General features: G+C 34.7%; 18 protein-coding genes and 2 tRNA genes. 4 read left to right on the top strand and 16 right to left on the bottom strand.

The window, feature by feature from the left end:
- Positions 1 to 47: 47 nt before the first annotated feature.
- The 4 genes from NBX25_RS12830 to NBX25_RS12815 form a co-directional block, all read right to left on the bottom strand.
- Positions 48 to 428, bottom strand: coding sequence for a GreA/GreB family elongation factor (locus NBX25_RS12830; protein WP_123910079.1), 381 nt, complete (start codon positions 426 to 428; stop codon positions 48 to 50).
- Positions 429 to 726: 298 nt separating this feature from the next.
- Entirely contained in the window at positions 727 to 1,365 is a 639-nt protein-coding gene (locus NBX25_RS12825; protein ID WP_250253892.1) for an outer membrane beta-barrel protein, read from the bottom strand.
- Positions 1,366 to 1,415: 50 nt separating this feature from the next.
- On the bottom strand, positions 1,416 to 1,808 hold the full coding sequence (gene arfB / locus NBX25_RS12820; RefSeq protein WP_250253891.1) for an alternative ribosome rescue aminoacyl-tRNA hydrolase ArfB: 393 nt from the start codon (positions 1,806 to 1,808) through the stop codon (positions 1,416 to 1,418).
- A gap of 57 nt (positions 1,809 to 1,865) precedes the next feature.
- Complete coding sequence (locus NBX25_RS12815) at positions 1,866 to 2,894, bottom strand: AMP-binding protein (RefSeq protein WP_250253890.1); 1,029 nt, start codon at positions 2,892 to 2,894, stop codon at positions 1,866 to 1,868.
- Positions 2,895 to 2,993: 99 nt separating this feature from the next.
- Between NBX25_RS12815 and NBX25_RS12810 the strand changes: the two genes are divergently transcribed.
- Both NBX25_RS12810 and NBX25_RS12805 read left to right on the top strand, forming a co-directional pair.
- Positions 2,994 to 3,064 (top strand) — tRNA-Gln (locus NBX25_RS12810).
- Positions 3,065 to 3,216: 152 nt separating this feature from the next.
- Positions 3,217 to 3,287 (top strand) — tRNA-Gln (locus tag NBX25_RS12805).
- Between the two features lie 105 nt (positions 3,288 to 3,392).
- On the opposite strand, the gene NBX25_RS12800 is transcribed toward NBX25_RS12805, so the two are convergent.
- The 12 genes from NBX25_RS12800 to NBX25_RS12745 all read right to left on the bottom strand — a co-directional run bounded on the left by NBX25_RS12800 (position 3,393) and on the right by NBX25_RS12745 (position 12,251).
- A complete protein-coding gene (locus NBX25_RS12800; RefSeq protein ID WP_250253889.1) occupies positions 3,393 to 3,599 on the bottom strand; it encodes a hypothetical protein in 207 nt (68 codons plus the stop codon).
- 146 nt (positions 3,600 to 3,745) lie between these two features.
- Positions 3,746 to 3,946, bottom strand: coding sequence for a hypothetical protein (locus NBX25_RS12795; RefSeq protein WP_123857683.1), 201 nt, complete (start codon positions 3,944 to 3,946; stop codon positions 3,746 to 3,748).
- A gap of 67 nt (positions 3,947 to 4,013) precedes the next feature.
- Complete coding sequence (locus NBX25_RS12790) at positions 4,014 to 4,328, bottom strand: hypothetical protein (protein ID WP_250253888.1); 315 nt, start codon at positions 4,326 to 4,328, stop codon at positions 4,014 to 4,016.
- A gap of 52 nt (positions 4,329 to 4,380) precedes the next feature.
- Positions 4,381 to 4,668: a hypothetical protein gene (locus tag NBX25_RS12785; protein ID WP_250253887.1), complete on the bottom strand. Its 288-nt coding sequence runs from the start codon at positions 4,666 to 4,668 to the stop codon at positions 4,381 to 4,383.
- A 120-nt stretch (positions 4,669 to 4,788) separates the two neighbouring features.
- Positions 4,789 to 5,235 carry a hypothetical protein gene (locus NBX25_RS12780; RefSeq protein WP_250253886.1) on the bottom strand — a complete coding sequence of 149 codons (447 nt, stop codon included), beginning with the start codon at positions 5,233 to 5,235 and terminating at the stop codon, positions 4,789 to 4,791.
- Positions 5,236 to 5,522: 287 nt separating this feature from the next.
- Positions 5,523 to 6,155: an HdeD family acid-resistance protein gene (locus tag NBX25_RS12775; protein ID WP_250253885.1), complete on the bottom strand. Its 633-nt coding sequence runs from the start codon at positions 6,153 to 6,155 to the stop codon at positions 5,523 to 5,525.
- 364 nt (positions 6,156 to 6,519) lie between these two features.
- On the bottom strand, positions 6,520 to 7,623 hold the full coding sequence (locus NBX25_RS12770; protein ID WP_250253884.1) for an agmatine deiminase family protein: 1,104 nt from the start codon (positions 7,621 to 7,623) through the stop codon (positions 6,520 to 6,522).
- A 4-nt stretch (positions 7,624 to 7,627) separates the two neighbouring features.
- Positions 7,628 to 8,242 carry a hypothetical protein gene (locus NBX25_RS12765; protein WP_250253883.1) on the bottom strand — a complete coding sequence of 205 codons (615 nt, stop codon included), beginning with the start codon at positions 8,240 to 8,242 and terminating at the stop codon, positions 7,628 to 7,630.
- 102 nt (positions 8,243 to 8,344) lie between these two features.
- Positions 8,345 to 9,133 (bottom strand): AraC family transcriptional regulator, encoded by a 789-nt coding sequence (locus NBX25_RS12760; RefSeq protein WP_250253882.1) that lies wholly within the window; start codon positions 9,131 to 9,133, stop codon positions 8,345 to 8,347.
- A gap of 126 nt (positions 9,134 to 9,259) precedes the next feature.
- On the bottom strand, positions 9,260 to 10,219 hold the full coding sequence (locus NBX25_RS12755; RefSeq protein WP_250253881.1) for a gliding motility protein GldB-related protein: 960 nt from the start codon (positions 10,217 to 10,219) through the stop codon (positions 9,260 to 9,262).
- A gap of 85 nt (positions 10,220 to 10,304) precedes the next feature.
- Complete coding sequence (locus NBX25_RS12750) at positions 10,305 to 11,723, bottom strand: amino acid permease (protein ID WP_123910068.1); 1,419 nt, start codon at positions 11,721 to 11,723, stop codon at positions 10,305 to 10,307.
- Positions 11,724 to 11,951: 228 nt separating this feature from the next.
- Entirely contained in the window at positions 11,952 to 12,251 is a 300-nt protein-coding gene (locus NBX25_RS12745; RefSeq protein WP_228412743.1) for a helix-turn-helix domain-containing protein, read from the bottom strand.
- Between the two features lie 180 nt (positions 12,252 to 12,431).
- On the opposite strand from NBX25_RS12745, the gene ccoN reads away from it, so the two are divergent.
- A complete protein-coding gene (gene ccoN, locus NBX25_RS12740) occupies positions 12,432 to 14,711 on the top strand; it encodes a cytochrome-c oxidase, cbb3-type subunit I (protein ID WP_250253880.1) in 2,280 nt (759 codons plus the stop codon).
- A gap of 18 nt (positions 14,712 to 14,729) precedes the next feature.
- Complete coding sequence (locus tag NBX25_RS12735) at positions 14,730 to 15,617, top strand: cbb3-type cytochrome c oxidase N-terminal domain-containing protein (protein WP_123910066.1); 888 nt, start codon at positions 14,730 to 14,732, stop codon at positions 15,615 to 15,617.
- Positions 15,618 to 15,707 lie beyond the last annotated feature (90 nt).

Here is a 15,707-nt window from a genome sequence, read left to right as displayed (position 1 = left end):
AAAATGGACTACGTTTTCTTCGTAAATTCAACCCTATATGACAAAGTTTAGCCTTCCCAGGCTTCCACTTTTACAATTTCAATTTTTCTTTCGCCTTCTCTGAAAGGCCAGTCGATGATATCCCCTACTTTATATCCAACTACAGCCAGAGCTATATTGGAAAGAATGGAATGCTTATTCTTTTTAAGTTTTTCTCTGGTAGAAGGCACAAAAATATATTCGTGTTCAACATCCAGTGTATGATCTTTTAAAGTTACTTTTCTGTTAACTGTTACGATATCTTCCGGCAGGTTTCTTCTCAGTACCTGTTTGGCTTTTCTCAATTCTTCAGTTAATCTTTTCTCTTCCCCGATGCTTACCTTTTTTCTTCTAAGTGTATCTTTTATAGCATCATAAATCCCTGTGGTTACCGTAATATGTTCGGACATTTTTTTAATTTTTAAGATTAAAAATGCAGTACTTCCCAAACGATCCAATGTAGAATCCAGACATCAATCTGCCTCCTTCTATAGAAAACCGCAAAAAAAACAATAAATAAAAAATCCGGAATAATTCCCTGTCTTGAATCCTGACAGGGCTTAATTGATAAAGTCCTTGGAACTTTTAAGAAAAGAATCAGTATGTAAATACAATAATGACAGCAACAATCCTGCTCGTCGGCGATCCTCAGATAAAAAGATGGTTGCTGTCATTATGATGTTGTTTTAATTCTAACAAAGATAGAACTTAAAAATGGAATGTAACGACTCCACTTAAAGAAACTCTGGTTAATCCTTCTTTTGCATCACCTAGCTCAACTGTTGTTCCATTAATTTTCATTTTGGTTAATGTTCCTGCTGTTACACTTAATTTCGGTCCTATAAAAATATGGTCAGACAATGCATATTGATAACCAAAACCTGCATCTAATCCTAGATTAGATCCGGTTCCTTTTACATTACCTGTTTTTGTAGTGTATGAAATAACCCCTAATGCAGCATCAAGAATCAATTTGTGTTTCGTTGGCTCACTATAATTGGAATACATGATAGAAGGTCCAATAAAGGTTATATTATCTGTTGTACTTATAGGTATGTAGATTGTATTCCTCTGAGAATTCTCTACAGATAGCATTCCATTGCTTGATGCGCTATAATTGGAAAATTTCACCCCGATTCCAACGTTGTTCACGTGATAATAAGCAGAAAGATCAAAATGAAGTCCGCTTTTTAATCCTTTGATGCAATCTTTTTCCTGTTTTGAAAGTCCCGAAGGTGTTTCAGCAACTCTCCAACCATATCCTACAGAGGGGATAAATGAAAATTTTTGGGCGTAAGAAAGTAAAGAAGTCGAAATAGCTCCCAGTAGCATTAGTTTTTTTATCATTTTTTAAAAAAATTTCCGGCAAAAATAGGGCTTTCCGTGAAACAGGCAACTCAAAATTTAAATCTTCTATTTTCTTTTTTATCAGAAAGCTTCTTTTTGCTGTCCAACCGCTTTTGTTTTTGAGCTCTGGACGGCTTTGTAGCGGTTCTTTTTTTAGGAACAATAAGGGCTTTATTTACGATCTCCATTATTTTCTCAATAGCTTTGTTTTTATTCATTAATTGAGTTCTGCTTTCAGAAACAGTCAGGAATAAAAAACCTTCAGCGTTGATTCTATTTTTAAGCTTTTCCTGAATCAATGCTTTTTCATCTTCATTAAACAATTCAGAAGCTGTGATTTTCCAAAGTACAGTCACGGATGTCTCTACTTTATTGACATTCTGTCCGCCCGCTCCACTGCTTCGGGAAGTTTTGAAACTGAGTTCTTTTGAAAATTCTTTCATTGTTTAAAATTTTGTTCATTTAGATCCCGAAGATCATAAATCGGGAAACAAACATTCTTAAATATTTTCTATAATAAGTTTATACAATTCCAGCCTGTTTACCTTTCCATTCGGCGTTCTTGGAATTTTACCTATAAAAATAATTTCTTTGGGTTTGTGAAAATTCTTATCAAAAGGAACTGTAGAAATTTTCTGAATAATCGCATCAGACTGATTTCCTTCAATGATTAAGACTAATTTCTGGCCTAAACTTTCATCAGGCAATCCTAAAAAGACGGCTTCATTTGGAATTTCTTTTTTAACTAAGGCCTCTAATTCTTCCGGAAAAATTTTAGCTCCACCTGAATTAATTATATTATCTATTCTTCCCAAAAATTTAAACTGTCTATTATTTTTAATTTCAACTAAATCATTAGTTACCAATACTTCTGCATTCACATCAGGAGCAAAGATAGTCAGACAGCCTCTTTCATCTAAAGAAATGGAAACATTTTCAAAAACGGTGAAATATTCTTCCGGTTCAGGCATCAACTGTTTTAAACCAATATGTGAAAGTGTTTCAGACATTCCATAGGTTTCAAAAATCCGGTTTGAACGGTCCAGATTCATCTGAAGAATTTTATTTTTTAAACTCTCAGAAACGGCTGCTCCACCGATAATCAAATTTTTGATCAGATGTAGTTTATCCAATGAGTTTTCTACCTGAAGCGGAGTCATAGCACAAAAATCTACTTCCTGGTTCAGGTTTTCCACAGGACGTAACGATGGTTCTCTGACTATTAACTGCAATTTCCTTTCCATAGAACGCACCACCATCATTTTACCTGAAATATATTCTACAGGCAGGCATAATAATGCTACATTCCCGTCTTTTAAACCTAAAAAATTGCAGGTCATGACTGCGGAATTCATCATTTTTCTTTTTTCGATCCCGAAAATTTTAGGAACTCCTGTAGAGCCTGAAGTCTGTACTTTTACAGTTTCTCCTTCAGAAGCCCATTCTTCTAAAAAATTTTTAACTTTTTTTTCAAATTCCGAATGAAAGGATAATTGATTAATATTGAGATTATTGAAGTCTATCAGCATGTTTTCCGTAAATAAAATCCTCAGTAAATTTAAAAAAAAAATCAAAAAGTTCTTGCATCTAAAGAAAAAAGCTGTAAATTTGCACCACCAAAATAAAACAGACCTATAGTGTAACGGTAACACTCCGGTTTTTGGTACCGTCATTCGGGGTTCGAATCCCTGTGGGTCTACAAACCATCCTTTTTAAGGATGGTTTTTTTTACTTTATATATCTAATTTTCCTATAAAAATTAGATCCTATTTTAAATAAAAAATCAGAATTTCAAGAAAGAAATTTGTAAATAAGAAAAAAATATATAAATTTGCAAAACCAAAATAAAGCAGACCTATAGTGTAACGGTAGCACTCCGGTTTTTGGTACCGTCAGTCGGGGTTCGAATCCCTGTGGGTCTACAAAACCACTCTTTAAAAGAGTGGTTTTTGCTTTTATCTATGTAATCTGAAAAACAAATAAAAAACAGATACTACAAGCATCTGTTTTGGTTCTCCTTCAAATTTTCAGTTACATTTTCTACAATAACTCTTATCAACATATTCCTTATTTCCTCCGGAAGATAAATAATAACATCCTCCTTTTTCACCCGTATAAAGTGTATGCCCATTATAGGTACAATATCCTGCAGATTCTGATTCCTCGTTACTTTCTCCACAAGAATAAACGACAGTAGCTGACACCAATACCAGCCATAATAAAACTTTTTTCATGTTTCTAGTTTTTAAATTTTCAACAAAACTAGAGTAAGGTTTAAATAAAAAAATACGGAAACCCATAACAAAAATAAACCCGGCTCGTTTTTAGAGTCGGATTTTTATTGATTGTTCGCGGCAGGCAGTATTAATGATAAGTACTTTTATGCAATGAAATCTATAGCATTCTTAAAAAGAGCTGCCAAAGAAACCACGATTAATAAAACAGCAACAACCCATCCTCTATAATAAAGCATTTCATCATACATAGAATCATCATATCTTTTCACGTTAAAGACATTTTCTTTAGAGCTTAATTTAAAATAAATAAGAACTAAACCTATCAATAATGTTATCAATGCCATTGTATTTAATCACTATTTTTTATTCTTGTTGTTTTTGATAATGGGTAATTTTACAAAAAATAAGATACTACTTTTTCTTCATAATATTATTCTTTCCCAGAAACTTTAATATTGAAGCTAATTTATACAAATCATAATCAATCATCTCCCGTCCTCCGCTTCGAAATTTTTGTAAGAATTCCCAATCTTCAGTAAGACTTCCTATTGTAAGTTTTGCAGGTTCATGGTAAGGATTATATAATTCATTATCCAGAATATTCCAATATAAATCATCATGTAATTCTACCCCATCTGCATCATCCAGTTTATTCAATTCATCTGAAAGATGCCTGATAAGATTTTTGATATCTGAAACTTTCAAAACCTGATTATTGTTTTCCATAAATGTATTCTTTTTTAAACAACTTATAAAGCCTTATCATTTATAAATAGGATCACTCACTTTCATCACTATCTGATTGGTCATAACAAGCTAATTGATATAAATATTGACCAAAATCTTCATTGAGATTATTTTCAAGAAAAGGCTTTAATTTCTCAAGCTGCTCCATTGTTAACTCATATTGATCATAAATTTCATTTTCATCATCATCTTCATTGAGTACAAAATCATCTAAAACGTGTATAATTTCCTCTGCTGTAATAGTTAGTGGATAATCTTTATGGATATATCCATCATCTATATTATATTCTTCTATAGCTCTTTGTATTTTATATTTCATCTGCGTTTACCTTATCAACTATTATCATAAAAAATTACTTCAAAATGAGACTGATTTTTTTATTTTCAGATCTGCGGTGAGAAGATACTTTGATAGATCAGATAGTTTATTCTGTAATTATTAATTTTTATAACGAAACGGAATTCTCACAATATCTACCACTTTCTCTCCTTTACTATTCTTTCCTGCAACCCATTTTATTTTCTCTGTCGATTTTGTAGCAGCTATTTTTACTTCATTATTAAATATCTCATTTTTCCCATAAGTTGAAATATTGATAACATTACCCTCACCATCTACTTTTACAATCAGTTCTGTGGTAAGGGCTTTCGACAAGGAGGTCAAAGCATCCTTATTTAAGTTTTGCTCAATCTTTTTTATAAATGCTTTATTTCCATCAGGAAACTGAGCTGGAAAAGGATTAACCGGTGGCGGGGGAACAGAGAAATCCTGAGGCTGTCTTGTTTCATATTTGTTGACCAGTTTAGTTTCTCCTTTACTTGAGGTTTTTTGAGAAAATGCTATTGTAGATATAGCCGTACAGGTTATTAGTACTATTTTTTTCATATTTCTATGGAGTATTTAAAAGTAATTCATTTCTAACACTATCATCAAATAATTAGCTATTTCAGACTAAAGCTAATTTAATAAAAAACAAGGGAAAGAAAAGCCTGGAAAATAAGAATTAAAAATTCCGGCAAATTGCCCTTGAAAAAATATTTTAAGTATAGTGAAGATTCACTAGGAAAGACTCAATAGTCTTGTCAAGGCTATCGAGTTCAAAATCAAATTTTATTCTCATTAAAAACAACAAAGACCTCCCTTGGAGATCTTTGTTATTATTTGCTAATCAGTTATTTTTTAAGGTCATCAATTTCATCCTGAATAGATTTTATCTTATCCCTAAGTTCCTGACTTACTTTTCCAGGAATCTTTTTAACTTTTCTAAGATCTAAAGCTAACATAATAGAAGCAATTCCCATAAAAATAAACGAAACACCAGTTAAGGTTACCAAAGAAATTCCTGTAAACACAGGATTGAATATCAACAATAAAGAAAAAATTATTCCTCCTACACTTGCCAAAGCAACATTTCCCCAGCTCATTATTTTCATACTTTTCAGATCAAAAGCGAATCCCAGTAGCTGAAAAGACCGGAATAAAAGGGTAAATCCTACTACAAACGGAAGAATAGACATTGAAATCTGTGGATAAGCGATCAGATAAATACCAATTGCTGTAGTCAAAAGTCCACTTACAAGAAACCAGCCCCATCCCTGAAGAGATTTGCTGTTTTGTATGGAAAAGAATATTTCCGTAATCCCCGAGAATAGGAATGAAACACTAAAAAAGATAGAAAGTGTTACATACGTTGCAAGCGGTACATTGAATACATAAAAACCACAGATCAAAAAAAGAATTCCAAAGATCAATGGAATATACCAATGTTTAACGGTGTTGGTAAGTGTTTGAAATAGATTAGCCATAGGAGTATTTTTTGGGTCTGCCTACTTTGTGATGCGGTGTTCGGCTTGTCCGCCGGAATTGAAAAAAAGGATTATAATTTTCACTTGAATTTGAATAACCCTTCATTACTAATTTACAAAAAAATAACAGACCAAATCATAAAACATTATGTAAATCATTGAATAACTGACATTATATCTTAATCATACAACCTACTTAGCAACTAATTTCCATATCTTTTTACTAACATTTTCTACAAATAAAGAAAATGAAATAGGTAAATATATATTTTCCATAAAAAAATTAACACAAAAAAAACATTATGATACACCCAAATTCCTAATATTATGGGAGGTATCATAATGCTCTAATGAAGACCTTATCTTACTTCATCAACTTTCCGGCAGGTTGCTGTTGAGTAACACAATGTACCATACCACCATTTTCATATAAGTTTCTTACATCTATCCCTATTACTTTTCTGCCAGGATATTGCTTCTGAATAATCTGATTAGCTACCTGGTCATTAGGATCTCCATAATTAGGAACTAAAACTACGGTGTTGGCAACATAATAATTAACGTAAGACCCTTTTTCATCCAGCTGTTTACCATAAGCTGTCTTTACTTTATTTTTAGTAGCGGGCAAATATACTTTCTTGTACTCTTTCCCTTCAGTATTAGAAGCAGTATAAAGTGTATTAATATCTTTATCGGAAAGTCCGAGTTCTAAAAGGTCATCCTCATTCATGGTTATCATCGTAGAAGCGTTGACAAACTTCATGAAACCATCAATATGCATATCTGTAACATCTAATCCGGTAACACCATCCAGCCATATCACTTTAGATACTCCATAATAGGTTTCAAACATTTCTTCAGCTTCTTCCTGTGTAATCCCTTTATTTCTAGTAGCTCCTTTCTTCTGGCTGATTACTGAACTTTTACAAGCCATCAGAACTCCGTTTCCATCTGTTTCTACTGATCCGCCTTCGTTAACCATTTCTTCATTCAAATTAATAACCTTTACTCCGAGATCTGTCCCTATGCGTTGTGGAATTTCATCACAATTTTCAAAGTCAAACTTTTCGCCCCAGCCATTGAATCCCCAATCTTCAATCAATACATTTCCTTTATTATCCTTTACGAAGATCGGTCCGTTATCCCTGATCCATACATCATCAGTAGGATAAATTCTAAAATCCACATTCTTCATCGGAATCTTTTTTTCTTCTAAAATCTTGATGATTCTTTTTTTCTCATCCTCATTATAAGCAATAATGTGGACCTTTTCCCCTGACTGTAATGCTTTTGTCATATCAACCCAGGTCTTTTCTACTCTTTCACGGTACGTATTACCATGCTGGTAATGATGAGGCCATTGAAGCCAGGTTCCTTCGTGCAGTGAAGATTCTTCAGGAAAATGATAGGTTTGTCCCATAGTATACATAAAACCTAATATAAAAGTAAGTGTGAATAATTTGTTCATATCGTTAAAATTTCTTTCCAATAAATACTCCGAAGTTGACATCAGTCTCATAACTGTTTCCTGTCTGGGAAATGTTACTTCCTATTCCGAACTGCATTTTCTTTTTATTCTCTAATCCCAGACGAATAACCTGGCTGCTGGCTTGATGTTCTTTAAAACTGAAATCAGACTCTACAATCAACATGCTGTAAAAATTTAGCCTTTCATTAATCTTTGGCGTGTATTCCATTAAAGTATATAAACCTAATCCAAGCTCTTTTGCATCCGTAGAATACGTTAATGCTGGAAATACACTTATTCCAAAAACATCATTTGCTTTTCCGTACGCCAACCCAACAGAGGGCATAATATCTTTATCAGAAATATGGATACCCGCAGAAATCCCCAGATTCTTCCCAATTCCATAATTAATATTTTGATAGAGTTCAGGATTTACTTTTTTCAGAGTATAGTCATAACCTATAGTTCCCGATGCAAAATAATTCCATTTATTTCCGAAGTCTTTATCATAAATCCCCAATATCTCAGTTTCTTTATTGCCGGCATACGCCTGGATAGAAATCTGCGATTTGCCACTGAAAGGAATCAGCAAGATGAGGAGAAATACATATTTTTTCATTGTTTTTGTTTTTTAAATTTTGCTTGATAAACTCCCGTTACCGTCATTTACTGATGCAAAATTAAAGACTCAAAAAATCAATTCTTGTCCTAAAAGGACATCTTACTCATACAATGGAAAATAAATATGAGTAACCTCTGCCTCTTCATACTCTTCAATAACATCGGAATTACCCAACAAAAACTGTTTCCCGGAAAGCCATGATTGATAGAATGAACGATAAGTCTCCAAAATATTTCCATAAAGGCCATGGTGGGTGAACTTTACATATTTCCCACCAAAAATTTCGTTTTTTACCAATCCTTTAATCTTGTCATCTGTGATTACTGCCGCACCATATCTACAGTGTGAATGACTGGTTATCAGAGGTTGGTCACGGATGATTCCATAAGCGGCTTCAAATATCTCAGCATCCGGTTCAATTTCTTTCCATAATGCATCAATTTCCTGATTATTATAATCTTTAGCCTTTATAAATTTACAATAAACGGATACTGTATCTTTATATTTGATCTCAATTTTCAGATCTGTACCATGGTTCTCTATAAATTCTTTGAAGATATCCTGTTTCTGTTTCCTTGCTTCTGCCGGAGAAATAGAATATTGTTTTTTAAATGCCTTTGAAAAGGATTGAATATTAAAATATCCCACCTGCCATGCTATTTCAGAAAGAGTATCTTCTGTATAGATCAGTTTTTTATAGGCGTTCTCCAAACGCAGACGTTTTTGAAACCCGGAAATCGTTTCATTAAAAAGTTTAAAAAAAATGCGTTGAAAATTACGGTAAGAATAATGAGACATTGATTCTATCTCATGAGCAGTTACTTCCCTATCAAAATTGGCTTCAATATGGTCGATAATTTTTTGTATCTCATTAAAATTAACCTGCATACCATAAATTTTCGCTATGAAACTGTTTTAATCTCTATGAGGCTATTCATACAAGTATTACTATAGAAATAACAAACAGATCATATTATTCATTTACTAAGGTAAGAAAAAGAGGTGTTTGGTATTTTACTTTGCTTCAGTTTTATATCCTGACTTATCTAAAAACTGCTCTGTTTCAGTTGTATTACTGAAATCCAGATTCATGATAGTATTGATCGCCAATTTTTTATTTCCAGATCTTTCATAAAATCTTTTGGTGATGATATATCCCATAAAATATCCCAGATCCGCAGGTCTGTCTTTGATGACAGCAGTATTGGATAACCAGTTTTGAAAATTATCAGCTTTCATTTCTTTTTGAAAATCATTCCACAGAGAATCTTGATGATGCATTCCATAATCTATATAAGGAGCTTCAACTTTTTTCCCGGTTAATAGCTCTGCTATAAAATCTGCAGATCCCTCTTTCAAGCAAAGCCCTAATAAATTGGTTTTTGTTCCTCTTAAATTTTGTTGAGTATGGACCAGTTCATGGGCAGTAAGAAAAATAATTCCTGAATTGATCTTCATCCTGTCCTGATAGTTTTTGGACAGCTCAGAATAGTCCACTGTCTTATCTGAAGCAGCCAGCTCAGAACCTATGATAAGATTCCCGTTGATTACTGTTCCGCCACCTTTAAGGTTTCCCATCGTAAAATAAATCTTAGGTGGTGAAAAATCAGCATATAGCCAACTGAAATTTTGATAAAGGCTTTCTATATTTTTAAAATCTTTTTGAATTTGCTCTGTTTTACTTCTGATAGATTTCCAGAATTTTGGCTTTGATCCAAAAGATTCAATCCATTGCTCAGAAGTAAAGTTCCTTGATTGAACAAAATCTTTTAAACCGGGAGTTGCTTTATCAACATATAACTTTTGAAATGTGAATATCTTTTCTTCCGGATTATTAAACTTCTCAACCTCATCATAGGCTGTCCAGAAATTCCGGATATCGGAAGTCTCAATATAAGTATTAAAATCATGCTTCTGAGCAACAGCCAAAACTGAAAACAGGCAAGTGAGCAGCAGACAGAATAAATGTTTCATCTAGGGTACTTTTAAAATAAAATATGGTTTCTGTACTACTTAAAAAGTTTCCAAAAACCATATCTTTTATTGTAATTTAAACCTGTTAACTCGGTTTATATAATTTATACATGGCGAATAGAAATCCTATCCAAATTGGAATCAGGATTACCTGGATTTCCATTCCTGTAATGCTCATTAACCCTAAAATCAACACTAAAAACGCAATACAAATGTAATTGGATATTGGGTAAAATATCGATGGAAACTTTGATTGAATTCCTTCTTTAGTGATTGATTTTTTAAATTTCAAATGGGTATAGCATATCATCAGCCAATTGATAATTAATGTAGACACCACAAGAGCCATCAAATACTGAAACGCTTTTTCCGGCACCAGTTTATTAATGATAATACAGATTCCTGCAAAACATGATGAAACAATGATCGCGTTAATAGGAACTGAGTTGTTATTCAATTTCTTCAGAAACTTAGGAGCATTTCCTTGTTGAGCCAATCCGAAAAGCATACGGCTATTGCTGTAAACACTGCTGTTATATACAGATAAAGCGGCAGTTAATACAATAAGATTAAGAACATTCGCAATCAAAGTATTGAATTGAATCACTTTACCGAAAAGACTGAATTCTAATCCATTTAGATTCTGAAATACCATTACAAACGGGCTTGAACCTTCTGTAATCTCTCTCCAAGGGCTTAATGAGAAAAGAATTACTAAGGCTCCTACATAGAAAATCAGAATTCTGTAGATTACCTGATTGGTAGCCTGTGGAATTGTCTTCTCAGGGTTCTTAGCTTCAGCAGCAGTAATCCCGATGAGCTCCAATCCTCCGAAAGAGAACATAATCATGGCCATTGCCGCAAATAATCCGGAAAATCCGGTTTCAGTTTTATTAAATAGTCCTTTCGGAAAAAATCCACCGTCATTCCATAAATTTGAAACGGTAGCTTTTTCTCCTCCGGTTCCGCTAATCAACAGATAAACCCCGAAAACAATCATTGCAATGATTGCAATCACTTTAATAATGGAAAACCAGAATTCAGTTTCTCCATACACCTTTACAGAAGCAAGGTTAAGTGCAGTGATGACTATAAAAAAGAATAAACTGGACACCCAGAGTGGTATTTCCGGCCACCAGAAGTGAATATAATGACCAATGGCAGTAAGCTCGGCCATACTTACAAGAATATAAAGAATCCAGTAGTTCCAGCCTGAGGCAAAACCTGGAAAATTTCCCCAATATTTATAGGCAAAGTGACTAAAACTTCCCGATACAGGTTCCTGAACTACCATTTCACCAAGCTGACGCATGATAAAAAAGGCAATGATACCTGCTAAGGCATACCCTAAAATCACTGAAGGTCCAGCCAATACCGCTGCCGGCCCGATTCCCAGAAATAATCCGGTTCCTATGGCACCTCCAAGGGCAATTAATTGTATATGTCGATTTGTTAATCCTCTAACTAAAGTCTCGTTTTGTCCTGTTTTATTTTCGTTGCTCATTGAATGAATTATTCGGTCGCTAAATATATAAAAACTTTTCAGAGAAATTCACATTCCATGGGGTAAATTGAGAATTCAGGTAAAGCGAAACATGAAAAATAAATAGACTCCCCTTTCTATTGGAGGGGTTATCAGGAAACTGTTATAAAAAATAGCCCTAACATATTGTTAAGGCTTGTATAATAATTTATTGTATTAATTTCTATGGTATATATTTCCCAAAGTATCCTATAAATATTCTTTCGGAACTGAAATATTATTCTTTTTCATATACTCCAGAAGTCCTTGATATTTATCTTCATATCCATCATCAGTTCCACATTTATGGGAGATACTGCAAATATCGGAAGGCTTAATCTCCAAAATATCTGAGATTTTAGTCAGGATTTCCAGATTGATCTTCACTTTGGAATTCTCAATATCGGAATACGCTTTTTGGGAAATCCCCATTTCAAAAGCCATATATTCCTGGGTAAGATCTTTGCCCCTACGGATTTTCCTGATATTTTGTCCACATATTTTCATCATTTCTGTTTTAGTAGTTTTCGGTATATTTTAGAAGATTATCTATTAGCCTCCAACAAAGTTAATAAATACCTTTGGCAAAACATTATACACGTTACATGATATTTACTTTTAACATAGAAAACGGCAAAAAATAAACCTTTTTCAGAGCAAATATCACCTCGGTAAACACTATTGGAATTTATGGAGACGCAAAAATTTAATTATGACAATAATATTGTCAGAGCATTCCTCTATGCAACAATCGCATTCGGACTTGTCGGATTTCTGCTGGGACTTACTGCCGCATTGATGCTTTTTTATCCTGAATTACCTGAATTTTTATTCGGTACAGATGATACAACTATTAAAAGTTTAGCTTCGGGCAATATTCAGGGATTAATCAATACTCAGGGAGCGATGGGCTTCGGAAGAATCAGAATGCTTCACACCAGTGCTGTAATTTTTGCCTTCGTTTGTAATTCATTCTTCTGTGGTGCTTACTATAGCATGCAGCGATTACTGAAAACAAGAATGTATAGTGATACACTTTCATGGATTCACTTCTGGTCATGGCAGTTTATGATCGTTACCGTAGTGATTACCTTCTTAATGGGAATCAATACTTCTAAAGAATATGCTGAACATGAATGGCCTATTGATATATTAATTGCCTTCTCATGGATCGTATTCGGTATCAATATGTTCGGAACGATTGCGAAAAGAAGAGTAAGACATTTATATGTAGCAATCTGGTTCTATCTGGCCACATGGATTGCCGTAGCAATGCTTCACATCTTTAATAACCTTGAAGTTCCGTTATCTTTCACAAGCTGGAAATCTTATTCAGTATATGCAGGTGTAAAAGATGCATTAGTGCAATGGTGGTATGGTCACAATGCGGTAGCATTCGTATTAACGACCCCTGTACTAGGTCTTATGTATTATTTTATGCCAAAAGCAGCTCAGCGACCGGTATTCTCATACAAATTATCCATTATTCACTTCTGGTCGCTGATCTTTGTATACCTTTGGGCTGGGCCTCACCACCTGCAATATACAGCATTACCAGCATGGGCACAAGCAGTGGGAACTGGTTTCTCTATCATGCTGATCGCACCATCTTGGGGAGGGATGCTAAACGGGCTTCTTACCTTAAGAGGAGCCTGGGATAAAGTAAGAGAAAACCCAATCCTTAAATTCTTCGTAGTAGCAGTTACCTGTTATGGGATGGCTACCTTCGAAGGACCATTACTGGCAACAAAATCTTTAAATAAAATCGGACACTATACTGACTGGGTTATTGGTCACGTACACTTAGGAGCTCTTGGATGGAATGGTTTCATGGCATTCGGGGTGGTATATTACCTGGTACCCATTATGTGGAGAACAAAACTTTGGTCTGTAAAACTAGCTAACTGGCATTTTTGGTTAGGAACATTAGGAATTATTTTCTATGCAGTACCAATGTATATTTCAGGATTCACCCAGGGATTAATGTGGAAACAGTTCAACCCGGACGGAACCTTACTATGGAAAAACTGGTTAGATACTGTTACAGCGATCATTCCTTACTTTAAAATGAGATTCTTAGGAGGTATCTTATATCTGTCAGGAGCCATCTTAATGGTTATCAATGTTATCAAGACTATTAAAGTGGGTTCATTCCAAAAAAATGTTCCTGCGGAAGCGCCTGCATTAGCCAATATCGGGGGAACAAGAAAAGAAGGCGAAGGCGTACACCTTTGGTTAGAAAGAACACCTACCCTACTTTCTATCCTGGCTTTCATTACCATAGCAATTGGTGGACTTGTAGAAATTGTTCCCACCTTATCACTGAAGCAAAGTGTTCCTACGATCACTGCAGTGAAACCATACACCCCCTTAGAGCTTGAAGGAAGAGATTTATATATCCGTGAAGGATGTAACTCCTGTCACTCTCAGATGATCCGACCTTTCCGTGATGAAGTAGTAAGATTTGAAGGAAAGAACGGACAGTACTCTAAAGCTGGAGAATTCATCTATGACAGACCCTTCCTTTGGGGCTCTAAGAGAACAGGACCGGATCTTCACAGAGAAGGAGGCCGAAACCCGGATTCATGGCACTTTAAGCACATGTACAACCCAAGAATTACCTCTGCAGGTTCTATTATGCCACGTTTCCCTTGGTTAATTACCAATAAACTAGACCGTACTCAAATGGTGGATAAAATGAAATTAATGAAAAACTCATTTGATGTTCCTTACACAAAAGCGCAGATCGACTCTGCTAATCAATGGGCAGACAACCAGTCAAAAGCTATTGTACAGAGAATTTATTCTGAAGCTACCGATGTAAAAGATCAGATGGCTAAAGAAAAAACCACAAAAGGAGGAGCATATATCCCGCTTGAGCAAAGAGAAATCGTAGCAATGATCGCTTACCTGCAAAGATTAGGTACAGACATTAAAACGACACAGATCCAAACCGCAAGTGCAGAGTAATCATTAAAAATTGATGTAATGAAAACGAGAACCCCAATTTCAATATATATCGCAACAACCATTGGCTTAACAATCATGGCCTTTGAAATGTTCGCCAGTGATTCAGGATATTTTTCCTCCCCATTTTTCTGGGCACTGATATTGATTGCGATTATCCTTCTGATGATTATGAACTCCATTGGAGACATGATTGAAAACGAAAGCTTCAGCAGACTTTCGGAGGAAGAGAAAAAACAATACCTTGAAGAAAAAAGCGTTCCTTATTACCAAAAACTTTGGAATTCTGCCTTCAAAAAGCAATCTGCTACGGAAGAAAAAGATATTCTGATCGATCATGGTTTCGATGGAATTACAGAGCTTGACAACTCACTTCCAAAATGGTGGATAGGCCTGTTCTGGTTCGGATGTATCTTTTGTGTGGTATACCTGATGGCCTTTTCATTCACAGATTATGCCCATCCGGAAGCTGAATACACGAAAGAAGCCAAGACCATGCTGGCATCTATCGCAGAGTATGAAAAAACAGCTCCGCAGATCAATCTGGAAAGCGCAAAATATAGTGCAGATAATATCGCAGAAGGACAGGAATTATTCAAAACCAACTGTGTAACCTGCCATGGAGACGGAGGAAAAGGAGGTATTGGTCCTAATCTTACGGATACTCATTGGATCAATATTAAAGAAAAAAGTTTATTTAAAAATGTTTTCTGGATGCTTGAAAATGGTTCTCCAAATAATCCTACCATGAGACCTTTCATCAAAGAAGGAACCATTACCGGAAGAGATGCAGAAAAAATTGCAGCCTATATTTATCACATCAACCAGGAAACTGCTCCTATTACAGAAGCTCAAGGCGGTGCCGCACCACAGGGAGAAGATGTAAAATGGGAAAACGGAAACAACTAGAAATTTATTATTTCATATAAACCATGCCAAGCCCCCTTTGCAACTACACTAACATTTGAATTTTCATTTTTGCTAACTAACCTTTTCAAC

This window comes from Chryseobacterium sp. Marseille-Q3244 (assembly GCF_940807095.1).
GTDB lineage: Bacteria > Bacteroidota > Bacteroidia > Flavobacteriales > Weeksellaceae > Chryseobacterium.
The sequence above is the reverse complement of the archived record's forward strand: the minus strand, read 5'-3'. Positions and strand labels throughout refer to the sequence as shown.